The 22,984-nt window shown below is 69.3% G+C and carries 23 protein-coding genes and 1 tRNA gene; 14 read left to right on the forward strand and 10 right to left on the reverse strand.

Annotated features, from left to right (window positions below; translation table 11 throughout):
- Nucleotides 1–149: 149 nt before the first annotated feature.
- Both ABZZ04_RS10010 and dcd read right to left on the reverse strand, forming a co-directional pair.
- Nucleotides 150–665: a phosphoribosyltransferase gene (locus ABZZ04_RS10010; RefSeq protein WP_356931695.1), complete on the reverse strand. Its 516-nt coding sequence runs from the start codon at nt 663–665 to the stop codon at nt 150–152.
- A gap of 6 nt (nt 666–671) precedes the next feature.
- Nucleotides 672–1,247 (reverse strand): dCTP deaminase, encoded by a 576-nt coding sequence (gene dcd / locus ABZZ04_RS10015; RefSeq protein WP_283852536.1) that lies wholly within the window; start codon nt 1,245–1,247, stop codon nt 672–674.
- 465 nt (nt 1,248–1,712) lie between these two features.
- Here dcd and ABZZ04_RS10020 point away from each other — a divergent pair.
- A tRNA-Gly gene (locus tag ABZZ04_RS10020) sits at nt 1,713–1,786 on the forward strand.
- Between the two features lie 170 nt (nt 1,787–1,956).
- Nucleotides 1,957–3,612 (forward strand): hypothetical protein, encoded by a 1,656-nt coding sequence (locus ABZZ04_RS10025; RefSeq protein ID WP_356931696.1) that lies wholly within the window; start codon nt 1,957–1,959, stop codon nt 3,610–3,612.
- Nucleotides 3,613–3,684: 72 nt separating this feature from the next.
- Here ABZZ04_RS10025 and ABZZ04_RS10030 read toward each other — a convergent pair whose 3' ends face one another.
- From ABZZ04_RS10030 to ABZZ04_RS10040, 3 genes are all read right to left on the reverse strand, one after another.
- Complete coding sequence (locus ABZZ04_RS10030) at nt 3,685–4,869, reverse strand: site-specific integrase (RefSeq protein WP_356931697.1); 1,185 nt, start codon at nt 4,867–4,869, stop codon at nt 3,685–3,687.
- On the reverse strand, nt 4,869–5,141 hold the full coding sequence (locus tag ABZZ04_RS10035; RefSeq protein ID WP_356931698.1) for an excisionase family DNA-binding protein: 273 nt from the start codon (nt 5,139–5,141) through the stop codon (nt 4,869–4,871). The genes ABZZ04_RS10030 and ABZZ04_RS10035 overlap by 1 nt, the downstream gene beginning before the upstream one ends.
- A 134-nt stretch (nt 5,142–5,275) precedes the next feature.
- The gene (locus tag ABZZ04_RS10040; RefSeq protein ID WP_356931699.1) at nt 5,276–5,788 is read right to left on the reverse strand and encodes a helix-turn-helix transcriptional regulator; all 513 of its coding nucleotides are present in this window, start codon (nt 5,786–5,788) and stop codon (nt 5,276–5,278) included.
- Nucleotides 5,789–6,058: 270 nt separating this feature from the next.
- Between ABZZ04_RS10040 and ABZZ04_RS10045 the strand changes: the two genes are divergently transcribed.
- The 4 genes from ABZZ04_RS10045 to ABZZ04_RS10060 all read left to right on the forward strand — a co-directional run bounded on the left by ABZZ04_RS10045 (nt 6,059) and on the right by ABZZ04_RS10060 (nt 10,690).
- Complete coding sequence (locus tag ABZZ04_RS10045) at nt 6,059–7,423, forward strand: DUF3631 domain-containing protein (protein ID WP_356931775.1); 1,365 nt, start codon at nt 6,059–6,061, stop codon at nt 7,421–7,423.
- Between the two features lie 89 nt (nt 7,424–7,512).
- Nucleotides 7,513–8,310 (forward strand): DUF2637 domain-containing protein, encoded by a 798-nt coding sequence (locus ABZZ04_RS10050; RefSeq protein ID WP_356931700.1) that lies wholly within the window; start codon nt 7,513–7,515, stop codon nt 8,308–8,310.
- Nucleotides 8,311–8,578: 268 nt separating this feature from the next.
- Complete coding sequence (mobC, locus tag ABZZ04_RS10055) at nt 8,579–9,025, forward strand: plasmid mobilization relaxosome protein MobC (protein WP_356931701.1); 447 nt, start codon at nt 8,579–8,581, stop codon at nt 9,023–9,025.
- Nucleotides 9,026–10,690: a relaxase/mobilization nuclease domain-containing protein gene (locus ABZZ04_RS10060; protein ID WP_356931702.1), complete on the forward strand. Its 1,665-nt coding sequence runs from the start codon at nt 9,026–9,028 to the stop codon at nt 10,688–10,690. It begins immediately after the preceding gene.
- Between the two features lie 45 nt (nt 10,691–10,735).
- Here the strand turns inward: ABZZ04_RS10060 and ABZZ04_RS10065 are convergent, their stop codons facing one another.
- Together ABZZ04_RS10065 and ABZZ04_RS10070 are read right to left on the reverse strand one after the other, a co-directional pair.
- Entirely contained in the window at nt 10,736–11,302 is a 567-nt protein-coding gene (locus ABZZ04_RS10065) for a peptide deformylase (protein WP_356931703.1), read from the reverse strand.
- Nucleotides 11,299–12,249, reverse strand: a complete 951-nt coding sequence (locus tag ABZZ04_RS10070) for a helix-turn-helix transcriptional regulator (protein ID WP_356931704.1) — start codon at nt 12,247–12,249, stop codon at nt 11,299–11,301. Before ABZZ04_RS10070 ends, ABZZ04_RS10065 begins: the two co-directional genes overlap by 4 nt.
- 164 nt (nt 12,250–12,413) lie before the next feature.
- Between ABZZ04_RS10070 and ABZZ04_RS10075 the strand changes: the two genes are divergently transcribed.
- From ABZZ04_RS10075 to ABZZ04_RS10090, 4 genes are read left to right on the forward strand one after another with little or no spacing between them, the layout of a single operon-like run.
- A complete protein-coding gene (locus ABZZ04_RS10075) occupies nt 12,414–13,574 on the forward strand; it encodes a glycosyltransferase family 1 protein (protein WP_356931705.1) in 1,161 nt (386 codons plus the stop codon).
- Nucleotides 13,571–14,275, forward strand: a complete 705-nt coding sequence (locus ABZZ04_RS10080; protein WP_356931706.1) for a hypothetical protein — start codon at nt 13,571–13,573, stop codon at nt 14,273–14,275. The genes ABZZ04_RS10075 and ABZZ04_RS10080 overlap by 4 nt, the downstream gene beginning before the upstream one ends.
- Nucleotides 14,272–15,507, forward strand: coding sequence for a hypothetical protein (locus ABZZ04_RS10085; RefSeq protein ID WP_356931707.1), 1,236 nt, complete (start codon nt 14,272–14,274; stop codon nt 15,505–15,507). Before ABZZ04_RS10080 ends, ABZZ04_RS10085 begins: the two co-directional genes overlap by 4 nt.
- Entirely contained in the window at nt 15,504–16,397 is an 894-nt protein-coding gene (locus ABZZ04_RS10090) for a glycosyltransferase family 2 protein (protein WP_356931708.1), read from the forward strand. The genes ABZZ04_RS10085 and ABZZ04_RS10090 overlap by 4 nt, the downstream gene beginning before the upstream one ends.
- Here ABZZ04_RS10090 and ABZZ04_RS10095 read toward each other — a convergent pair.
- The gene (locus ABZZ04_RS10095; protein WP_356931709.1) at nt 16,355–16,852 is read right to left on the reverse strand and encodes an ATP-binding protein; all 498 of its coding nucleotides are present in this window, start codon (nt 16,850–16,852) and stop codon (nt 16,355–16,357) included. The two genes, ABZZ04_RS10090 and ABZZ04_RS10095, sit on opposite strands and share 43 nt — an antisense overlap.
- A gap of 105 nt (nt 16,853–16,957) precedes the next feature.
- On the opposite strand from ABZZ04_RS10095, the gene ABZZ04_RS10100 reads away from it, so the two are divergent.
- Both ABZZ04_RS10100 and ABZZ04_RS10105 read left to right on the forward strand, forming a co-directional pair.
- Nucleotides 16,958–17,875, forward strand: a complete 918-nt coding sequence (locus ABZZ04_RS10100) for an FkbM family methyltransferase (protein ID WP_356931710.1) — start codon at nt 16,958–16,960, stop codon at nt 17,873–17,875.
- A 57-nt stretch (nt 17,876–17,932) separates the two neighbouring features.
- A complete protein-coding gene (locus tag ABZZ04_RS10105; RefSeq protein ID WP_356931711.1) occupies nt 17,933–18,388 on the forward strand; it encodes an NUDIX domain-containing protein in 456 nt (151 codons plus the stop codon).
- A gap of 49 nt (nt 18,389–18,437) precedes the next feature.
- On the opposite strand, the gene ABZZ04_RS10110 is transcribed toward ABZZ04_RS10105, so the two are convergent.
- On the reverse strand, nt 18,438–18,815 hold the full coding sequence (locus ABZZ04_RS10110) for a hypothetical protein (protein WP_356931712.1): 378 nt from the start codon (nt 18,813–18,815) through the stop codon (nt 18,438–18,440).
- 291 nt (nt 18,816–19,106) lie between these two features.
- On the reverse strand, nt 19,107–19,358 hold the full coding sequence (locus ABZZ04_RS10115) for a contact-dependent growth inhibition system immunity protein (RefSeq protein WP_356931713.1): 252 nt from the start codon (nt 19,356–19,358) through the stop codon (nt 19,107–19,109).
- 323 nt (nt 19,359–19,681) lie between these two features.
- Here ABZZ04_RS10115 and ABZZ04_RS10120 point away from each other — a divergent pair, with 323 nt between their 5' ends.
- Nucleotides 19,682–21,124, forward strand: coding sequence for an NF041680 family putative transposase (locus tag ABZZ04_RS10120; protein WP_356931714.1), 1,443 nt, complete (start codon nt 19,682–19,684; stop codon nt 21,122–21,124).
- A gap of 153 nt (nt 21,125–21,277) precedes the next feature.
- Nucleotides 21,278–22,720, forward strand: a complete 1,443-nt coding sequence (locus ABZZ04_RS10125; RefSeq protein ID WP_356931715.1) for an NF041680 family putative transposase — start codon at nt 21,278–21,280, stop codon at nt 22,718–22,720.
- Nucleotides 22,721–22,984 lie beyond the last annotated feature (264 nt).

Here is a 22,984-nt window from a genome sequence, read left to right on the forward strand (position 1 = left end):
CCGCACGGAACCCCCACCGCGCGGAACCGCATCCGCGGAACCGCACCGCACGGAATTCCGCCGCACCGGCACCGAAGAGGCCCCCGACACGAAATGTGCCGGGGGCCCTGGCTTCCCCACCGATGCTTTCCTTCGGATCCTCCGCCCGGTCAGGCGTCGAGAACCTGCCCGCTGCGCCGCACCACGGGCTTCTCCACGCTCCACGGGAAATTGATCCAGCGGTCGGTCTTCTTCCACACGTATTCGCACTTCACGAGCGAATGCGACTTCTCGTAGATGACCGCGCTGCGCACCTCGGCGACATGATCGATGCAGAAATCATGCACGAGCTTCAGCGTCTTCCCGGTATCGGCGACGTCGTCGGCGATCAGGACCTTCTTGTCCGAGAAGTCGATCGCGTTCGGAACGGGCGCCAGCATGACCGGCATTTCCAGGGTGGTGCCCACGCCGGTGTAGAACTCGACGTTCACCAGATGGATGTTCTTGCAGTCCAGCGCGTAGGCCAGCCCACCGGCGACGAACACCCCGCCGCGGGCGATGCTCAGCACGACATCGGGCTCGAACCCGTCGTCCGCGATGGTCTGCGCCAGCTCCCGCACGGCATGGCCGAACCCCTCGTAGGTCAGGTTCTCCCGCACGTCGTCCACGTCATTGCTGCTGGTCATGGGGCATCACACCTGGGTCCGATGGAAATTCATGAACGACCGCGACGCGGTCGGCCCGCGCTGGCCCTGGTACCGCGACCCGTACCGCTCCGAGCCGTACGGGAACTCCGCGGGCGAGCTCAGCCGGAACATGCACAGCTGGCCGATCTTCATTCCCGGCCACAGCTTTATCGGCAGCGTCGCGAGATTCGAGAGCTCCAGGGTCACGTGCCCGGAGAAACCGGGGTCGATGAACCCCGCGGTCGAATGCGTCACCAGCCCGAGCCGCCCCAGCGAACTCTTTCCCTCCAGCCGCGACGCGAGATCGTCGGGCAGCGAGATGACCTCGTACGTGGAGGCGAGCACGAACTCACCGGGATGCAGAATGAACGCCTCGTCCCCGTCCGGCTCGACCATGCGGGTCAGATCCGCCTGCTCGACGGCCGGGTCGATGTGGGGATAGCGGTGGTTCTCGAACACCCGGAAGTAGCGGTCGAGCCGCACATCGATGCTGGAGGGCTGCACCATCGACGCGTCGAATGGATCAATGCGAACACGTCCGGCGTCGATCTCGGCCCGGATGTCCTTGTCTGAGAGAAGCACGTCCCGAGGATACGCAAAACGCGCGGGCCCTCCCCACCCAGGGACCGCCCGCGCGCCTGCCACCCGCTCCTACCGCCGCTCGAACACCACCGGCACGGCATGCCGCAACCGCGCACAGCGCGGACAGCGAATGAGCCGCCCGGGCCCGATCCGCCCGGCCCCGAGCTGCTGCATCGGGAACGAGGAGGTAGCGAAAACGTGCCCTTCGGCACAGCGGACGACGGTGCGATCCATGGAGTCCATCAAGTCCCTTCCCCAACAAGCCTTGGACAAGACCGCCACATTAGGGGATGAACGGGACGTCGCTCCATTCGGCACTCCGCCCCTCACGCTACGCCCTCAACTCCCGCCCACAGAACCCGCGTCCACCCTCCCCCACAACAAAAAAGCCCCACGGCTCAAACGCCGGGGACCTGGCATGGGGTACAGTATCGAGCGATACGAGCCGCTCGGGCGGCACGCTTCGCGGGTGTAGTTTAATGGTAGAACATGAGCTTCCCAAGCTCAGAGCGCGAGTTCGATTCTCGTCACCCGCTCCATGACGAAGGCCCTGGTCGGAGACCAGGGCCTCTTTGTTGTTTAGACCTGTCGGGGGTCGCGTGCCATTCGCGTGCCATTCGAGACCTCGGGAATCCATCAGCCTGAGCCCGTGCCTGATTCCCCTCCCTCTGCGACGGCGCGCACGACAAACTGGCGGGAGGAGGGCTACATGGCAAGCGCCACATCACGCTGGGAGCTCGTGGCACAGCGAGCAGACGACTACGAGACAGCAGTCGCCGTGCTCCTCAACCTGCTCAACCCTGAGGTGCTCCGCGTCGACGGCGTCGGCGGAGACGGCGGGAGGGACGCTCTCTTCCGCGACGGCAGCACGCTGGCCATCTACGAGATGAAGTCGTTTACGGGCAGGATGACTCCCGCCCGGCGCACGAAGGTCGAGCGATCGCTGGCCCGTGCCGCCCAGCACCGGCCCACGTGCTGGACGCTTGTGGTCCCGATCGACCCCAACCCAAAGGAACTGGACTGGTTCGACGGGCTTCGTTCCCGCTCCCAGTTCCCGCTGTCCTGGTGCGGGTTGAACTGGCTGAAGGCACGAGAGATCGAACAGCCGGCATTCGCGCACTACTACCTCCACGAGGGCCACTGGACCACGCAGGAGGTCATGCGCCGCCTCGCCGACGGGGAACTCGTCAGCGTGGCAGACGGGCCGGCCGCGCTCGCCCGCGTAAGAGAAACCGTGGAGCAGCTCAACAGAATCGAGCCGCATTACCGGTTCACCGTGACCGCGGGACCGACCGGGGAGAGCATCTCTATGGAGCCCGCCTACCGAGGCGCCGAAGTAGACCGCCCGACAACCCTCAGTTTCCAGGCGTCATTCCCTGACACTCCCGCTGGGCGCGACGCGCGTGAGGCGTGGGAGCGCTTCACAGATTTCGGCGACCCTGTCGAGCTCACCGGCGACCACCTCTCGCGGTTGGTCCTTGACCTCCCCGCCGGCCTCGGCGTTCACAGCGATCCTCCGACCCCTTCCACGCTCCTTCGCCTGGGAGCAAACCAGCAATCAGGCCCGGTCATCCTTGCGCGGGCTCTGATCGAGGACGCGGACGGGCGTCGGCTGGCATCACTGCCCGTGGATCTCCAGGTACGCCACAGAGGCAGGCGAGGCGCGGTTGCCACTGGTACCGACCGCACGGGCTCACTGAAGATCGTCTTGCGGCTGGACGTGCAGAATCAGACCGCAGAGACTTCCCTGTCCATGTCGCCGGTGCCTGGACTTCAGCCTCACGACCGGTTGTCTCTGCTCCGGTTCGCACGACAGGCACGCGCGCCACACCGATTCCAGCTCCACCTGAACAACAAGGCCGTGGGGCCTTCCGTCCCCTGCGGAGAGGTGAAGAACGACACGATCAGTGACCACGTCCTGGACGAGGAGATCACACTCATGGAGGACCTCAGCGAGGTCCAGCGGCGTACAAGCACTCCTTTTGACGTGCCGCGATCCATCTCTCCGGCAGACGTGGCAGCCATCCGACAAGCTCATCAGCTTCTCTGCGGGATGAGCGTCGAAGTGCCACCGTCCCTGGCTCATTGGAACCTCGCACGACCTGCCGATCTCCCGGAGGCCGCCAACCAGCTCTTGGTGGTCGGTGAGTGCCTCGAGTTCGCGGTGCAAGAGCGCGAGTTCAGTCTGGAGATCTTCGGCCAGCCGGTGCCTCTCGGAACGGCTGAAGTAACAATGCCAGCTGCTCAGATCACGGCTGTCACCCCGGCTGAGGACGGCGGTGCGGACATCATCACCGCACGGCCGTTCACTTCTCGCACACGCAGGACGGTACGGCTGCTCAATGCCGAACCGGAAAGTACCTGACCGACGCCTCCAACAGGCAGCCAGCTCGTCAAGCCGGCCAAGACGGCGGGCCGACGAGCTGGAGCCCTCACATCACCTTTCTAGGCGCGCACCACGAGGCACGTGCGCAGACGCGTTGCCCGCAGTACTGCGCTTGATCTCTGCCCGCTGGCGGCGGACGTCGGCGTCGATGTCGTCTGCGAGCTTGCGCTGGTGGGCCTTGGTGGAGTGCTGGTAGATCAGCTGGGCGCGCTCCGAGGACTGGCCGGCGCGGACCATCAGGTCCTTCAGCTTTGCGCCGGTGTCGGCAGCGAGGGTGTTGCCGGTGTGCCGGAGGTCGTAGAAGCGGAACTCCTTCGGTAGGCCGACCGTGTCGCGGGCCTTGCGCCATTTGCGGCCGAAGGTGGTGCCCCGATGGGCGGCTCCCCGCTCCCCCACGAAGACGAGGCCGTCGGGACCGTCCTGGGCGAACCATTCCAGGTGCCGGCGGACGTCGAGGAGGATGAAGGAAGGGAGCATGATCTCCCGTTTGCCCGCTCGGGACTTGGGGTCGCCGATGACCCGCCGGCCCGTGTTCAGTTCCGGGGCCGCGCGCCGTACCCGTACCGAACCGGCGTCGAGGTCGACGTCCGAGCGGCGCAGCTCGGCCAGTTCCTCCGGGCGCATGGAGGCGAAGGCCCCGAGAAGGACCATCAGCCGCCAGCGGATGCCGATGGCCTCGGCGAGCGCAAAGACCTCCTCGACCGTGGCCACCGGCCGCTCGTCCGCATCCTCGCGGCCAGCCCCGCGAATGAAGCAGGGGTTCCGACGGAGCAGGTCGTCCTCGACCGCCGTCTGCATGATGGACTTGAGCAGGCGGTACGACTTAGCGACCGTGGTGGCGCCGGTCGCCTTCCGCCGTTCCGCGCGCCAGGTCCTGACCTTGGCAGGGCTGACGGCGTTGACGTACTGCTCCCCGAAGGTCGGCTCTAGGTGGAGGCGGAGCAGCCGCCGGTACAGCTCCTCGGTCGTGGCCGCGACCCCGCGCTCGTCGATCCAGCGCGCGGCGTACTCGGCGAACAGCACTTCACCGGCGGTCGGGTCGATCCAGTCGCCGCGCGACTGGTCGGCCTGGACCTGGGCGAGGAACACCTCGGCCTCGCGCTTCGTCTCGTACGGCTCGGGGGCGGGCCGCAGGACGCCGTCGGTGCCGGGGTAGCGCGCCTGCCAGCGGCCCGAGGGCAGTTTGCGGATCGCCCCGAAGGTGCGACGAGGGGCTCGCTTGCGGGAAGGGGGCATCAGGCGGCCACCCCATAGCGGGAGCGCCGGGCGCGGACGGGTTCGACGGTCCGTTCCACGATGTAGGCGGTCAGAACGCTGTCGGCGATGCGGACGTGCTTGCCGAGTTTCACGTACCGGATCCGGCGTTCCTGGATCAGCCGGCGGACGAAGCGGACTCCGGTGCCGAGACGTGCGGCGGCTTCGTCGACCGTGAGCAGGCGGTCAGTGGTGTTCGCCTCCCCCGCCGTGCGGGGCTGGGCGGAGGCGTGGGGTATCGCGGTGTGGCGCAAGTGGGGTCCTCTGCTGGCCTCGGCGTGTGGGGCGGCAACCCCGGCCGGGCCGGTCGTTCAGGGATGGGATGGGCTGGGTTTGCGAATGAGGCCGGGTCCTGGGGTTTGCGGGCCAGGGCGGCCACTAGAAGTGGCTACGGCAGGAGCGGGTTCGGGGTCCCGAACTCCTCGATATTGATCTTGTTGATGTTCTCGGCGATGGCGTTGCTGACCATCACGTCGGCCTCCCGGCGGATTTCCGGGTGCTCATCGAGGTAGGCGATGAGCTCGTTGTTCGCCCTGCGGTACGCGTGCTGGGCTCTCTGGGCAGCGGCGTTGGCGGCCACCACGGTGTCGATCAGCTCCACGGCACGGCCAGCGGCAGCGAGGCCCGGCGGGCCGACGAGGTTGGACAGAGAGACCCCGAAGACGTCGGCGAAGCCGATGGCCTCGTCGAGGTTGATGCGGCGCTTGCCGTTCTCGATACGCCAGACGCCCGACGGGTTCATCTCGTAGCCGGCCTCGTTGAGGCGGTCGGAGAGCGTCGTGGTGCTCCAGCCGCGCCGCTCGCGCTCGAACTTGATGCGCTTGGCGGCGTTCTCCTCGCCCTGGAGCAGGACACCTTCCGGCTCTTGCTCGCGCTCCTGCACGCGCTCGTCGTCCGACATCGATCCCCCCTTCCTCTCGCAGCGCGCCGCTGCACCTTGCAGGGCCAGTGAAACAGTACACCACATGCTGCGATTTGCAAAGCACCACTGCGTGGTGCATAGTGATGAACATGCCGGTTCCCTGCGCTCCGGCATGCAAAAAGCCCCCCGGTGCTAGCGACACCGAGGGGCTCAAGCGCAAACCTCACGCCACCCATCCCTGAATGACTACCTGCATGGCCGGGATTGCCGTCCCGTATGGCCCGCAGATCGAGGAGCTCAATGTCCAGTATGGACGAAGCCGCACCCCACGCGCCATCGCTTCGCGCCGCGTGGCCTCCGGTGGCCATACCCGGTCGACCCGCCACACCCGAGCCGAAGCCGTCGCCCGAGCCCGGTCCCGTACCGCCCTCCGAGGGCGACCAGGCGCTGTCCGACCTCCAAGCGCAGTTCCGCCGCTACGTCGTCCTGCCGAGCGAGGACGCCCTCACGGCGGTGACGCTGTGGGTCGCGGCCACGCACCTGCAGACCGCGTGGCAGCACGCCCCTCGCCTCGCGGTCGTCGGACCCGCGAAGAGGTGCGGGAAGTCGCGGCTCCTGGACGTGGTCACCGAGACCGTCCACGACCCGCTGATCACGGTCAACGCCTCGGCCGCCGCGGTCTTCCGGTCGATCACCGAGAACCCGCCGACCCTGCTCGTCGACGAGGCCGACACCCTCTTCGGGTCGGCCAAGGTCGCGGAGAAGAACGAGGAGATGCGCGGCCTGCTCAACGCCGGCCACCAGCGCAACCGGCCCACCCTGCGGGTCTCCGGCCCGAACCACGAGGTGTCGAAGTTCCCGACCTTCGCCATGGCCGCCCTCGCCGGGATCGGCGATCTGCCGGACACGATCATGGACCGGTCGGTCGTGATCCGGATGCGACGGCGGGGGCCGAGCGAGAAGGTCGCCGAGTTCCGCACCGTACGGGACACCCCCGCCCTCCACGCCGTACGGGACCGGCTCGTGGCCTGGCTCGGCCCGCTCCACGACACCGCCCTCGACCTCACCCCGCCCATGCCGGTCGAGGACCGCGCCGCCGACACCTGGCAGCCGCTCGTCGCCGTCGCCGACCTCGCCGGCGGCACCTGGCCCGAGGCCGCCCGCGCCGCCTGCCTGGCGATGACGAAGCACGAGGCCGAACAGGACCAGGACAACAGCACCCTGAACCTCCGCCTCCTCGCCGACATCCGCCGCGCCTTCGCCACCGAAGGCAACCCCGGCCTGCTCCGTACCGGCCGCCTCCTCGGCATCCTCAACGAGGACACCGAATCGCCCTGGCCCGAATACAAGGACAAGGGCCTCACCGCGCGCGGCCTCCAGCTCCTGCTGAAGGACTACGGCATCAGCGCCGCCAGCCACCGCTTCCCCGACGGCCTCCAGGCCAGGGGCTTCGCCCGCGAGCAGTTCGCCGACGCCTGGGCCCGTTACTGCCCCGAGCCCGCCGCACCGGCCACCGCCCTAGCCGCCGAGCCGCTGTCCTGCCGGTCCCCGCACCCAGCGCCTGACCCACAACGACCCGTCCCCACCCGTCCCCTCGCAGGTCAGGGCCGGGACGGGTCACCCGCCCGTGACGGGTCAACCCGATGTCACGGCCCTCACCCGTACCGGCGCTGACCAGGCATGCGACGAGTCGGGACGGTTCCCACCCGCCACCGGCCGCGCGGCCACCTCAGCCTCCCCCTGAGCTTCCGGAGCACCCTCCCTTGTCCTCCCCCAGCACCACCGCACCTCCCTCCGCCCTCCCCGTCCTGATCTGTACGGGCGTCGCCCTCCTCGCCATGGCCGCCTTCGCGCTCTCGTACGACGCCCTGCGCCAGATGGCCGCCGCCAGCCACATCCACCGACTCCTGACGTACGCCTTCCCGCTGGTGATCGATGGCTTCATCGCCATCGGCATCGGCGCCCTCCTCGTCCTGCGCACCGCACCCCTGCGGCCCCGCCTGTACGTCTCGGCCCTGGTCGGCATCGCCACGGCCACCAGCATCTGGGCCAACGTCCTGCACGCCATCCGCCTCAACCAACAGACGCGGCGAGGCGGGCTCGCCCTGGACGACATCACCGTCGGCGTCATCTCCGCCATCGCCCCACTCGCCCTTGCCGGCGCCGTCCACCTCTACCTCCTCGTCCAGCGCCGCCCCACCCCCGCGGAACCTGCGGCCACCGAGACCACGCCTCCGGAGCCCGGCACACCGCCCGCCACAACCGAGCCGGTCCCCGCCGAAGACGAGACTGACGAGGGCGACGCCGCCGACGAGCAAGTGGCTGATCCGGAACCGCCGCCCGCCCCCGAGGACGGCAAGGCGCCGATCGCCACGTACGAGCAGGTGCTCGCCATAGGCCGCACCGCCCGCCTGGGACGAGACGGCCGGGTCTCCCGCCGCCACATGGAGACCGCCATCCGCGCCCAGGGCCTCAGGCCCGGTGGACGCGAACGCCTCGAAGAGGCCAGGGCCAAGCTCCAGACCGAGCTCGACCAGCAGCTCGCCAAGACCGCCGCATAGCCCCGACCCCAACCAACAGGCCGCTCGCCCCGGAACTCCTTCGGGGCGAGTACCGCTTCGTCCTCCCCACCGATTGGAGAGCCCGCCGATGCACGCTCAGCCCGCCCCCGACTCCCCGGACACCGCCCAGCAGCCGGCCACCCACCCAGCCCCGGGCGGAGCAAGGTATGGCGTTGGACCGTCCAAGGGCCGGTCCAACGCGGAAGCCTCCGCCCCTAGGGTGGCGGAGGCAGGTCCCCGGCGCGAGGGCGCACCGGGGGCGTGGGGTGTGCGTGCCGCCGATGAGGCCGCGCTGCATCGTGTCGCCCGTCGCCGTGCCCGCCAGGACGTGCAGCGCCGAGAGCGTGTCGATGTCCGCTACAGCGTCGACGAGAAGCAGGCAATCCTCGTCGAGGCTCGTCGTCACAATCTGGCCGGCGCGCACCTCGTCGGCGCCATCGTCATGGCCCACCTGGACAACGATCTCGCCCTGCCCGCCGAGCGTGCCGCCACCGATGATCTGATCGACGAGTTCGCCGCTCTGCGTACCGAGCTCGCCAGGATCGGCACGAACGTGAACCAGATCGCCCACCGCCTCAACGCCGGCGGCGACGCACACTCTGTGGACGCCGCCGTCCTCGCCGAGGCCTGCCGACTCGTGACGACCGTGAGGCAGACGGTCGCGGCGGTCGACACCGCCGCCGATGTGGCCGCCACGAACCACCGGGCGGTCTGATTGATCGCGAACATCGTCAAGCCCGGCCACAAAACACGGGGCGTCCTGAACTACCTCTACGGACCGGGCCGCGCCAACGAACACACCGACCCCCACCTCGCCGCCTCCTTCGACGGCTTCGCCCCTGACCCCGGCCGCGACCCCGACGCCACCCTCGCCCAGCTCGCCGCCGTCCTCGACCTGCGGGTCAAGCAGGCCGGCCACAAGGCGCCGAAGAACCACGTCTGGCACTGCTCGATCCGCGCCGCCCCCGAAGACCGCCACCTGACCGACAACGAGTGGGCCACCATCGCCCGCCGCGTCCTCAACGCCACCGGCATCGCCCCGACTAACGACCCAGACGCCTGCCGCTGGATCGCCGTCCGTCACGCCGACGACCACATCCACATCGTCGCCACCAAGGTTCAAGGCGACCTCCGCCCGCCTAGGAACTGGAACGACTTCCTGCGCGCCGACAAGGAACTCGTCGCCATCGAGAAGGAGTACGGGCTCCGCCAGGTGCCGCGAGGCGACCGCACCGCTGCCAAGCGGCCGACCCGCGCCGAGCAGGAGAAGGCCCGCCGGACCGGCAACGCCCGAACCGCCCGGGAACACCTGCGCACCGTCGTCCGCACCGCCGTCTCGGCGGCCACGAACACCGAGGAGTTCTTCCGGATCGTCGAGGGGGCCGGAGCCCTCGTCGACGTCCAGTACTTCCCCTCCGGGGACGTCCGCGGCTACAAGGTCGCCCTCGACGACGACACCAACGCCCACGGCGAGCCCGTCTGGTTCTCCGGCTCCACCCTCGCCCCAGACCTCTCCTACCCGAAGATCGCCGAACGCCTCATGGCCACGGCCTCAACACCGGCGGAACGGGCTGACGCCCCGGTCTGGCGGCGACTCACCCGCGCCGTCGACGGGATCCCCGACAGCCTCGCCCACAGCGAGGACGACGCTGGACAAGCCCACATCACCGTCCTCGCCGAAGCCCTCGACACACTCCCACTACTCGCTCCGGCCGCCATCCGGCCCCGGCTCGTCGAGGCCGCCACCGCCTTCGAGCGCGCCGCCCGGTCCCGCGTCCGCGCCCATCACCAGCAGGCCCAGGCCATCCGCCGGGCGGTGAAGGCGATCCTGCACGAACCCGCGCCGAAGGACGGAGCCCTCCTCGCGATCGTCCTCGACGCTCTCCTGCTCGCGGTCATCGCCGCCCAGCACTGGCACCGCGCCCGCGGCCACCACCAGCAGGCCGAGGCCGCGCAGCGTGCAACCACGCACCTCCGCGTGGCCTACCAGACCGCAGTCACCGAACCCCTGACCGCGCTCCACCACCGGGGCCAGCACCTCGCCCCATGGCTACTGAAGCAGCAAGCCGCTACGGTGCGCCAAGCACTGCCTGACCTGGCCGAGCAGATCCTCGCCGAACCCGACTGGCCCGCCCTCGCCGCCACCCTCAACGACACCACAGCAGCCGGCCGCGCTCCCTCCGCGCTCCTCACCCAGGCCGCCCGCCACCGAGAACTCGACACCGCCACCAGCCTCAGCGAAGTCCTCACCTGGCGCTTGAACCGCCTTCGAGAACCCGTCGTCAGGAAGCCCCCGCGCAACAAGATGGAAGGGCGAGCCCAGCCCAGTTCTGCTACCACACCGCGAGCCGTACCGCCGGCTCGGCCAAGGCCCCGGTGACTTGGAAACGGCCCGAGCTTCGCCCAGGGCCGGCCAGGTGGACTGTCACTGCTCGTAGGCCCATGCGCGGCCGGTCTGGCGGTACTGCTCGACGGGGATGGGGGTAACGCCGGTGCGCATCCGCGCGGTGTAGAGCAGGCCGTCCAGGTGGTCGATCTCGTGGTGGATCAGCCGGGCGAGTCCGCGTTCGTAGGTGGTGGTCGCCACCTGTCCGTCCAGGGTCGTGGTCTCCACCGTGATCCGAAGGGGGCGGAGGACCAGGCCGCGGACGTCGAAGAACGACAGGCAGCCCTCGTACTGCTCGTCCGCTTCGCTGGAGTGGTCGGTGATGCGGGGGTTCAGCATGACAACCGCAGGGGCGTCGCCGGGGGGCTGGACCACGGCGGCGGCCCTGCCGATCCCGATCTGAGGGGCCGCGAGACCCATGCCCTTGGCGAACGGGTGGACCTGCCGGATCCGCTCCATGGCGGAGAACATCTGCTCGACGGCCTGCTCGGCCGCCTCACGCTCGGCCGGCAGGGCGAAGGCGCGGACGGGCTCGATGAGGACCGGAGCCCCGTCTTGCACGACGCCGAGGTCCCGCATCTGCTCGCTGGGCCGCACCTGGTTCACCTGAACTCCCCTTGAATCATGTCCCGTTCGGTTCGGCCTCGGAACCGCCATTCCAGACGGTACCGGGCGTGGAGTGCGGGTGTGGAGGTGCTCCAGGAGAAGATCCGCATCCCGTTCTCCTCACGCTGCATCGGGGCCGTCCGCAGCGGTGCGGCCTCGGCAGTCATGGAGGTTTCGGTGCCCCACACGGCGGGGTCGAGTGCGGTGGGGAAGGCGAGTTCGACTGCCAGGTGTTCGGTAGGCAGGCGGACGGCGCGCTGGAACCAGCGGCCCCACTTCTCGGCGCCCACCGAGTAGGCGTACTCGATCCAGACCGACTCGCCCGGGTAGAGGGGGAAGCGGCCCTCGCTGTTCTCGAACGCCAGCCACACCTCCTTGAAGGCGTCGCGGTCATGCTTGGCCTGCCAGTGCATCGCCTCTCCGCAGCAGGTCGCGGTCAGGGCGAGTTCGTCCCAGGTCAGCGGGTGTTCGCGGTAGTGGGCGTTGGAGCGTTCGGGTTCGCCGGGGTAGCGGTCGACGCTGATGCGGATCAGGTAGCGGGTGATGGGTTCGCTGCCGGTGTTCCGCAGCAGTCGGCGCATCGTCAGCCGGTAGTGGCTGCCGTCGTAGTCCAGACGGGCTGCGTCGTGCTCGACGACGATCGCCGAGCCGACCGCGTACGGCTGCTCGGCTCTGCGGGACACTGGCGTCAAGGGCGCCGGTGCGGTGCGGGCCTTGGCCGCCTCGTAGTCCAGCCATCGTCGCCAGATGGCCTTGCCCGCGTTCAGCGCCTCCTCCGCGCGCAGCGCGAAGTCCTCCGTCGGCTTGTGCCGGCCCGACTCGACATGACTGACGTAGGACGGGTCGAAGCCCATCCTTCTGGCCAACTCCCGCTTGGCGAGGCCCCGGACCTCGCGCCAGTGGGCCACATCCGCCGCGAACGCCTCGGCCGCTTGCTCGGCCGTCAAGGCATCATCCCGCGCGTCCATCAAAGCCCCCGCCCTGGCTGCCGGATGAGATGAATGAACCGTGAGTGATCTCGATTCACCATTCTGTCACGGTCTCGGTCACGCGTTTCCTTCCTTCACCGGCCCAGGTCGATCCCCGGGCCCCAAGAAGGAGGGTCTCAGCGATGCGCGTGCTGTATCTGCTCAATGTCTCCAACAGCAGTCAGCTGACTGCCGATTCCGGCTTCACCTTCGCCGACCTGATCGCCCCGGCCCTGACCGACGCCGGGGCGGAGGTGACCGTGGCCTCTCCCGTCCCGGTCGGCGACGCCCGCGTGCACTTCGCGCTCACCACGTCGCCGTCCACCAAGTACCGGGCCCGCTTCGACCCCGGCATGGACGCCCTGGTTGCCCTGTTCCGCGATCGGCGGCCCGAGGTGGTGGTGGCCAACCAGATCGAGGCCGCCCCCGCGATCCGAGCCGCGCTCCTGGAAGCCGGGGTGGACGCGCTGATCGTCGGCTACTGCCACTACCTGCCGTTCTCCTTCACCGACACTGGCCCCGGCGCCTTGGAGCTGGACCCGGCGATGGACGACGGCGGCCTCGGCCGCAGCGTGCTACTGGCCTTCGCCGCCGGCCTCGCGGCCTGTGACCGCGTCCTGGTCCACTCCTCCACCGCCGCCGCCTGGACCACGGCGGCAGCGGTCCGCACCGGCGTCGCCCTCGGCAAGAAGCTGCACATCGTCCCCGCCCCCAGGGACGTACGGCTGGTACGCGACCCTGCAGACATCACCCCGCCCGAGGGCCGGGCCACCGGCATCTACAACCACCGCCTGTACGCGCATTACGGCACCGTCCGCTTCACCGGGCTCGCCCGCCGCCTCGTCGCCGAGGCTCCGGTGCGGCTCACAGTGATGGACCTGTTCGGCACCCGCAGCCCCGAACGCGTCCGCCTCGACCCCAGCCCCGAACGACACCTGGAAGAGCTCGCGACCACGGACGGCGTCGCCATCGCCTCCGACCACGGCGACCGCGTCCGCTACCGCGACCTGCTGGCCGACGCCCACTTCGGCATCGCCCCCTTCCGGCCCGGCTGCCCCTGGTCCATGTCGGTCATCGACTGCCAGGCGATGGGCCTGCCCGTGATCGGCCCGCGTACCGGCTGGCTGGCCGAGCACATCGACAACGAGCTGCTGTTCGACACCGACGAGCAGGCCGTCCGGATCGCCACGCGCCTCGCCACGGACCCCGAGTTCTACCTCCTGCACGCCAAGCGCGCGTATGCCTCCACCGCCGACCTCGCGCCCGCCACGGTGGCCGCCCGCTACCTGGAGGCGATCCAGTGACCGGCTTCGACGCGGTCCAGCTCTCCTACGACGAGCCGCTGGCCAGCTCCCTGCACACCCGCCTCACCCGAGTACTGGGCGGCACCGTCAAGCGCCTGCACGGGGTCCGCGGGATGCGCCGTGCCTACCGGCTCACCGCCGAGCTGGTCGACACCGAGAGCTTCTTCCTCGCCGACGGCGACTTCGCCATCGCCCCCGAGTTCTCCACCGCCGCGGTGGAGCCGCTGGCCGACGGGGTGGCGATGCGGGTGTGGCAGGCCGTGAACCCGGTCAACGGCCTGACCTACGGATACGGCGGACTCAAGCTGATCCGCCGCTCGGCGCTGCGGGAGATGGGCCAGGCCGTCGACGTGCTGGCCGCACTACCCGGACGGGTCGAGTTCTGCCGCCAGACCGCTGGCATCACACGGTTCAACCAGAGCCCGTTCCACGCGTGGAAGGCAGGCTTCCGCGAGTGCGCGATGCTCGCGCGCGGCAGCGAGTACGGCATGACCGACGCCTCCGCCCAGGAACGTATCGACGCCTGGACGTCCAGCCGCGACGGCGAGTACGGCACCTACGCTGCGGCCGGCGCCCGCGACGGGCTCGACTTCGCCAAGACCGTCGCCAGCAGCCCTCCGCGCTTCGAGGTACTCAACGACCCGCCCTGGCTCCACCGGCACTTCACCACCCTCTACGGCGAGCAGAGGGCCACCGGATGAACAGCGCCCCCAGCTCGCTGGTGCTGATCGAGCCGTACGCGCACCGGGGCGGCGGGCACCACCAGCGCACGCTGACGGCGCTCGCCGCCGCGCGGCCGAAGAGCCTGGTTGTCGTCCCCGGCGGACTGGGCGAGGACCTGGACCCGCTGGCGCGGTCCGGGGCTCGGATCGCCGTCGGGCCGTCCGGGCCGACGGCGAGGATCCTGCTGGGCGCCGCGCGGGCGGCGGAGCGCGTCTCGACCACCGGCCAGCGGGCCTTCGCCTCCCGGCGCTGGCCGCAGAGAGTCCGCAGGGTCCCGCACCAGGTCACCCTCCTCGCCCGGTGTCTGACCGAGGCCGCGTGCCTGCGCACCGCGCGCCGTCTGGCACCGCGGGCGGCGGCTGTGGTGGTCCTCAGCGCGAGCGAGGCCCTGCACGGCGTAGCCGCCCTGCTTGGCGGCGCCCCGCACCTGCGGTTCGTCCACGAGGTGGTCACCACCGAAGACTGTCCGGTCCGGTGGCTCGGCCAGCTGGCCCGCTGGGGCGAGAAGCGGGTGATCGTGCTGTCGCCGACTGCCGATGTCCGCGACCAGGTCGCGGCGGCCTGCCCTCGCCTTCGCGGCGAGGTGCGGCCGTTCGCGGTCGACGACGGACGACGGCTGACCGACGCAGAGCGCGACGGTGCCCGCGCCGCCTTCACCATCCCGACCGGCGCGAGGGCGGTGTGCCTGGTCGGCGGCTGGTGGCCGTACAAGGACATCGCCACCATCGACGCGGCCCTCGCCCGCCTCACCACCCCGCTGCATGTTCTGGTGTGCGGTACCCCGCTGGAGGACACCGTCCTCGACCGCTGGCACCGGCTGACCCACGTCCGCCTCCACACGGTGCCCGGCCCGGTCGCCGAGGAGGTCCTGCGGCTCGTCTACGCCGCCGCCGACGCGGCCCTCGTCGTCCGCAAGCCCGGGGTGGGCAAGGAATCGGGGCTGGTCATGGACGCCGCCCGCCTCGGCGTCCCGCTGATCGTCTCCGCACACGACCACGAGCTGTCCGCCCGGCTGACAGGCCAGCCGTGGGTCCGGCTCTTCCCCGCCGGAGACCCGGACGCCCTCGCCGAGACCCTGGACAAACTCACGGCCGAGGCGCCCGCCCGGCCGGGACCGTCGGCGCCCGCTGCACTGGGCATGTACCCGGCGGCCGAGCAGGCCGCCTTCCTCACCGACACCTACACCCGCCTGACCAAGGAGCGCCGATGACGCCCGTCCCTCCCGCCCTGATCGCGGTCATCGGACCGGTCGAGCCGACCCTGCTGGCCGCCTGGACCGCCCACTACCGCCGGCTCGGCATCGAGCGGTTCCACCTCGCCTTCCACTTCCCCGACCACGTACCCGACGCCTGGCGGCACCAGCTGATCGCGGCCTGCCACGACCTCGGCGTCGTCCCCACCCAGATCAGCACCGGCCCCTGGCACGAGCACACCAACGCCCTGCTCCGCGACTCCCTGCGCGAGCAGGCCGGAAACGGCTGGCACCTGCTCGCCGACTCCGACGAGTTCCAGACCTACCCCGCCCCGCTCGCCGACGTGCTCGCCCAGGCCGGGGAGGCCGGGCAGAAAGTGGTCGGCGGGCTGATGCTCGACCGGGTCTCCAACGACGGCCGCCTGGCCATGTGGCGCCCGGAAACCGGCCTTGACCGGGCCTTCCCACTCGGCGGGCATCTGACCCGCCGACTCCTCCAGGGCGACCCTCGCAAGATCGTCCTCGCCCACTCCTCGGTGACCGTCGCATCCGGCAACCACCGCGCACCGGGCCACAAACCCGACCCGCACGCGCTCGCGTGCGTGCACCACTTCAAGTGGCGTTCGGGCGTCCTGGACGACCTGCGCCGGCGCGTCGAGCAGTTCACCTCCGGCGAGTGGGCCGAGCACACCCCTGCCGTCCGCAGCGAGGCATCCCGCCTGCTGCAACACATCGACCGCCACCACGGCCGCATCGACGTCTCCGACCCGCGCCTGGGCTTCCGCCACGTCACCCTTGACCACCTGCCAGTCGGCTGGGCGGTCGAAGCCGCCAACCTCGCCACCGCCTGGCGGCCGCCGACGGCTCAGAACCAGCCGGGTTCCACGATTTCCTCGCCCTCGTCCTGAGGTGCCTCGAAGCGGGCGAAGAAGTCGTCCAAGGCCTCCGGCGTGACGAGCAGCGCGTTCGCGTCTCCCCGCTCGTTGCGCTCCCTGAGCCTGCGCAACAGATCGTTGCGCTCCACCGGGAAGTACAGCAGCCGCCACCGGCCGCCGGCGGCCTCCACCAGTTCCTTCATCTCCTCGCGGTCCTTGCGCGGCCACAGCCCGTGGTCCCAGACCACGTCCCGGCCCTCCGCGACCAGCTCGGCCAGCCGACGGTGCAGCTCGTCGACGACCGGAGTCTCCTTCTCGAAGTACGTGTTCTCCGGGTAGTCGACGCCGTACCGGCCGTGCCGCTCGAAGACGACCTCGTCCACCGACAGGCGCACCGCCCCTTGAGGCTCCAGCACCCGCTGGGCGTAGGTCGTCTTCCCCGAGCCGGTGAGCCCGACCAGCAGATACACCACTGAAGCGTCACTCACAGCCACCACCAACTCCCTCCAACACCACCAGCGTTCTCTCGCCAGTCTGTCACCACCGGCCGACCCGGGGACCCGTTCCCAGGTCGCTGTGCGAAGGAGTCGCCCATGTCCGCCTCCGCCCTCGCCCTCGCCCTACGGGCCTACGTCCGCCACGCCCCCGGAACCGTCGGCAAGGCGCGGCTCGTCGGCCACTTCCTCGACGAGCACCTACGCACCCGCCACCACCACGCCACCACCCGGCTGCGTACCGGCGACACGGTCACCGTTACCACCAGCGACGTCATCCAGCGCTACCAGTACCTGTTCGGCGAGTGGGAGCCGAACCTGAGCGCCTTCCTTCGCGACCGGCTCCGCCCCGGGGACACCTTCATCGACGTCGGCGCCCACCGAGGCGCGTTCACCCTCCTGGCCTCCCACGCCGTCGGCGCCCACGGCCACGTCGTCGCCATCGAGCCCCACCCCCGCTTCCACGACGCCCTGACCACCGCGGCCACCACCAACCACCGCATCAACATCCGGGCCGTCCGCTCCGCCGCCTCCGACACCCACGGCACCCTGGCCCTGTACCTGGAAGACCCCGCCAACCTCGGTCACACCACCGCCATCCGGCCCAGCCGCATCCACGAGACCGTCGCGGTGCCCACCGCCCCCTTGGCCGACCTGATCAGCCAAACTGAACTCGCCACCGCCCGAGTCATCAAGATCGACGTCGAAGGCGCCGAAGCAGCCGCGATTCGCGGCCTCCTGCCCGCGCTCCCGCACCTGCGCGACGACGCGGAACTCGTCCTGGAAATCACCCCCAGACTCCTGGCCAAGCAGGGCGAGAGCGCCGCCGACATCCTCGACACCCTGCGCGCACACGGTTTTCACGCGTACAAGCTCACCAACGACTACGACCCGGCCACCTACCCCCGGGCCATGCGCCGGCCGCAGCCGCCCGTCCGGTGCACCGAGGTCCCGAAGGAGATGACGGATCTGGTCTTCTCCCGCACCGACGCCGACCACCTCACGACCGGGCGCTGAGCCTCCCCCCCTGGCCACCCACACTTTCCGGCACCTCTACACGGATTGGGCACCGCGATGAACACCAGCGTGATGAACAGCCGCAACGCCGTCTGCGTGATCGTCCACGACAAGGGCAGCGACACGATCGCCGCAGTGCACTACGCCGCCCCCAACTGGTCCCCGCAGCCGGCCTGGACCCTCCCCGGCGGCAAGGCCGAGCCCGGCGAAGCCCTCGACGAGGCAGCCGCCCGCGAACTCAAGGAGGAGACCGGCCTGGTCGTCGACCCGGCCGATCTCGCCCTCGTCCACGTCGTCCACGTCGAACAGGGCTGGGACCAGGCCGGCCAGCTCGTCGTCTTCGTCTTCGCCACCGAAACCTGGACCGGCGAGCTGATCAACACGGAGCCGGACAAACACCTGGCGGTCCAGTGGGTCCCCGTGAACCACCTGCCCGAGCCCGCGTTCCCAACCACCGTGCAGGCCTTGGCCGCATACCGAAACGCAGGACCCGCCTTCTCCCATTTCCGGTGATCGCCCACCACTGCTCACGACACACAAGCGGACGGGACAGCCAGCGTGGTCACTTGCGGCTCTGGCCCCGCATCACGTCAAGCACATCCCCTGGGGACAGTCGGTCACGGTACAAAAGCATCCAGGCAATGACGCCAACCACGGCAACGATCTGTGTGGACCCGGCGGCCGACAGCTCTGACAAGCCCGCTGCGATGGCGGCACCGGTCATAGCCACGCCGAGTATGACCAATCGCACCCATTCCCGGTCAACCGCAGGTTCTATGCCGTCCACGTCCCTGGGTTCGAGCAAGGCGAGTGTGTTGCCACTCGCGTATCGCTCAGTAATCGTCACCAGCACGTGCGTCATTTCCTCGAAGACTTGGCCTGTGTTGTCGTCGATGTCTTGCCGTGCACGGACCGCCACGCGGGAGAAGCTGCGGCGCATGTCCAACCGCTTCCACCTCGACGGATAGGAGTCGTATTCCTCCGGCTCATACTCGAGGTCTCGACCGTCCCTAACGTCGAGCCATGACCGGACGAAGCCTTCCCCATCTGCCCTCCCAGGGACCCGAATTAGGAACAGCGGCTCCTTTCTTCCCCCAGCTCGGCGACCTCGCCGCCGACACCGCCCGCAGGGGCCGGGGCCGGCGACGCGTCCCGGCCCGCGCTTGTTTCTGCAAGACGTGCCGTAGATACACCGGTCCTCCTTTCAACGGGGACGTCCTGCGTCGGTGTGCTATGAGGTCAGGAAGCGCTCGGCCTTCTGCTGTAGGTCAGAGGACAGACCAGACAGCTTCGAGACGATCACGCGAAGCTCTCGGCCGAGTTCGGACAACTCGGCCCAGACCAATGGGTTCCTGGTGAGAACCGCGGACAGCAGATCACCTTCGTACATGTCCCCCTCTGCCATCGGGTTCTCCCGCAGTACCCCCAGTGCCAATGGCAGGAGGTAGGGCAGACCTATGTCCTGCCCGATCAACAAGCGCATGTCCTCGACGGTCAGCTCGCCGATCGGCCGACGCTGCAAAGCGTGTGTGCAGTAGCGACAAGGCGGGTGTGGCCGGCTGATGGGGCTGGCCAGCGAGTGCGTTCAAGCTCTTCAAGGGAACGGTCACGATTCAAGGGGTGCGTCACTGATCGATTGTCCTACGACCAGATCTCAAACGCGGTCTAAGCTTGTTTTTTATCTTCCGGTCCCGAACGGTGTCTCGAACTGAGTCGCTCACCTGGGGATTTGCCGGACGCGGGGGCGGCCTTCGTCTGATCATGTGCTCCGACCAAGGTGCACTGACCAAGACGAAGGCCGTGAGGGTGAGTCTGCTGCCTGATGCTGTCCAGAGGGAAGCGTTTGCCGAAGCGTCACGCTTCCGGGGCGAGTTCTACGAGTGTCTGACCGCTCGGCGCGACGAGTTGTTCGAACTGATGGACGCGGTGCTGTGTGCGGACGGGGCAGTGAAGTCCCCGGTGGATCTGACGTTGCTGCCCGAGCATCGTCGTGGGCACGGAGCAATGTACGGCGGTCTGAATCACGGCCGGATCGACGTCGATGGCCTGCGGGCGGTGCTGGCCAAGCTGTCGCTGCCCCGCTTCGACGGGGGACGCCTGGTCCTGGCGGTCGATGTGTCCCCATGGCTTCGCTCGGACGCGCCGTGCTCGGCGGAGCGGCTGTTCTGCCACGTATACGGCCGGGCGAAGACAGCCTCGCAGTTCATCCCGGGCTGGCCCTACTCCTTTGTCGCCGTGCTGGAGCCGGGCGCCACGTCCTGGACCGCGATCCTGGACGCGGTCCGGCTGGGACCGGTGGACGACGCGACCGCGGTCACCGCCGCCCAGCTGCGGGGTGTCGTGGAGCGGCTCATCACCGCGGGCCAGTGGCAGGCCGGGGACCCACATATCGTGATCGTCAGCGATGCCGGCTACGACGTCACCCGCCTGGCGTGGGTTTTGCGTGACCTGCCCGTCGAACTGGTCGGCCGGGTCCGGTCCGACCGCGTCATGCGGTTACCGAAGCCGCCCCGCCAGCCGGGGACGAACGGCCGGCCGCCCAAGCACGGTCCGGAGTTCCGGTTCACCAGGCCGGAGACCTGGCCCGAGCCCGCGATCACCACGGTCACCGACACCACCAACTACGGCAAGGCCGAGACCCAGGCGTGGGACCGGGTCCATCCCCGGCTCACTCACCGCTCCTCATGGCTCGATCACGACGGTGAACTGCCCCTGGTCGAGGGCACGTTGATACGACTGAAGGTCGAGCACCTGTCGAAGGACCGGGACGCTCCGCCGGTGTGGCTGTGGTCCTCGAAGACCGGCGCCACCCCGGACGACGTGGACCGTTTCTGGCAGGCGTTCCTCCGCCGCTTCGATCTGGAGCACACCTTCCGCTTCGCGAAGCAGACCCTCGGCTGGACCACCCCGAAACTCCGCACTCCGGAGGCGGCGGACCGCTGGACCTGGATTCTGATCGTCGCTCACACCCAGCTCCGGCTCGCCCGGCCGCTCGCCGTGGACCTCCGCCGCCCGTGGGAGAAACCCACCGTCTCCGACCGGCTCACGCCGGCCCGGGTCCGCCGGGGGTTCAGGAACATCCGCGCTCACCTCGCCTGCCCGACCCGTGTTCCCAAACCCCGAGGCGCTGGCCCCGGACGCCCGCCCGGCGCCAAGAACAAGCATCGGGCACGCCGCTATGACGTCGGCAAAACCGTCAAACGCCCCGAGACCCTCAAGGCCATCGGCAAGCCTGGAAGATCTTGGTAGATAAAGAACAAGCTAAGCTTGTTCTTTTTCTTCCGGTCTCGAACGGTGTCTCGTACTGAGTCGCTCACCTGGGGATTCGTCGGACGTGGGGGCGGCCTTCGTCTGATCATGTGCTCCGACCAAGGTGCACTGACCAAGACGAAGGCCGTGAGGGTGAGTCTGCTGCCTGATGCCGTGCGGAGGGAAGCGTTCGCGGAAGCGTCACGCTTCCGGGGCGAGTTCTACGAGTGTCTGACCGCCCGGCGCGACGAGTTGTTCGAGCTGGCGGACGCGGTGCTGTGTGCGGATGGTGCGGTGAAGTCCCCGGTGGACCTGACACTGCTGCCCGAGCACCGTCGTGGACACGGAGCGATGTACGGCGGTCTGAACCATGGCCGGATCGACATTGACCGGCTGCGGACAGTGCTCGCAGGGCTGTTGCTGCCGCGTTTCGACGGCGGGCGCCTGGTCCTGGCCGTCGACGTGTCGCCCTGGCTTCGCTCGGACGCGCCGTGCTCGGCGGAGCGGCTCTTCTGCCACGTATACGGCCGGGCGAAGACAGCCTCGCAGTTCATCCCGGGCTGGCCCTACTCCTTCGTGGCCGCGCTGGAGCCGGGCGCCACGTCCTGGACCGCGATCCTGGACGCGGTCCGGCTCGGCCCGGCGGACGACGCGACCGCGGTCACCGCCGCCCAGCTGCGGGGTGTCGTCGAGCGGCTCATCACCGCGGGCCAGTGGCAGGCCGGGGACCCACATATCGTGATCGTCAGCGACGCCGGCTATGACGTCACCCGTCTGGCCCGGGTCCTGCGTGACCTGCCCGTCGAACTGGTCGGCCGAGTCCGCTCCGACCGTGTCATGCGCCTGCCGAAGCCGCCCCGGCGACCGGGGACGAACGGCCGGCCGCCCAAGCACGGACCGGAGTTCCGCTTCACCAAACCGGAGACCTGGCCCGAACCCGCGATCACCACGGTCACCGACACCACCAACTACGGCAAGGCCGAGACCCAGGCGTGGGACCGGGTCCACCCCCGGCTCACCCACCGTTCCTCCTGGCTCGACCACGACGGCGAACTACCCCTGGTCGAGGGCACGTTGATCCGGCTGAAGGTCGAGCACCTGTCGAAGGAACGGGACGCTCCGCCGGTGTGGCTGTGGTCCTCGAAGACCGGTGCCACACCGGACGATGTGGACCGTTCCTGGCAGGCGTTCCTCCGCCGCTTCGATCTGGAGCACACCTTCCGCTTCGCGAAGCAGACCCTTGGCTGGACCACCCCGAAACTCCGTACCCCCGAGGCGGCGGACCGCTGGACCTGGATCCTGATCGTCGCTCACACCCAGCTCCGGCTCGCCCGCCCTCTCGCCACAGACCTCCGCCGGCCCTGGGAGAAACCCACCGCCTCCGGCCGGCTCACCCCCGCCCGGGTCCGCCGAGGGTTCAGGAACATCCGCGCTCACCTCGCCTGCCCGGCCCGCGTTCCCAAACCCCGCGGCGCCGGCCCCGGACGACCACCCGGCGCCAAGAACAGACACCGGGCACCCCGCTACGACGTCGGCAAAACCGTCAAACGCCCCGAGACCCTCAAGGCCATCGGCAAGCCCGGAAGATCTTGGTAGATAAAGAACAAGCTAAGACTGTCGCGTCAGGAATGGTCCTGTATGTCCCGACGTCAACATTCATCGAAGGACTGCGACGCGTTCGAGCGCTGCTGGTAGACAAGAGAGGCCGCCTCGACTCCCGGCGGCAGACGCCACTCAACGACCCGAAGCCCCGATAGTTCGATCAGTTCCTCAGGGACGCCTAATCGGAACAGAGGAGTCGCTCCGTACTTGTCGAGCCACGCACGGCGTCTGGCTTTCTCCTCCTCCTCCAGCACGGCC

This window comes from Streptomyces sp. NPDC006435, assembly GCF_040612315.1.
Classification (GTDB): Bacteria; Actinomycetota; Actinomycetes; order Streptomycetales; family Streptomycetaceae; genus Streptomyces.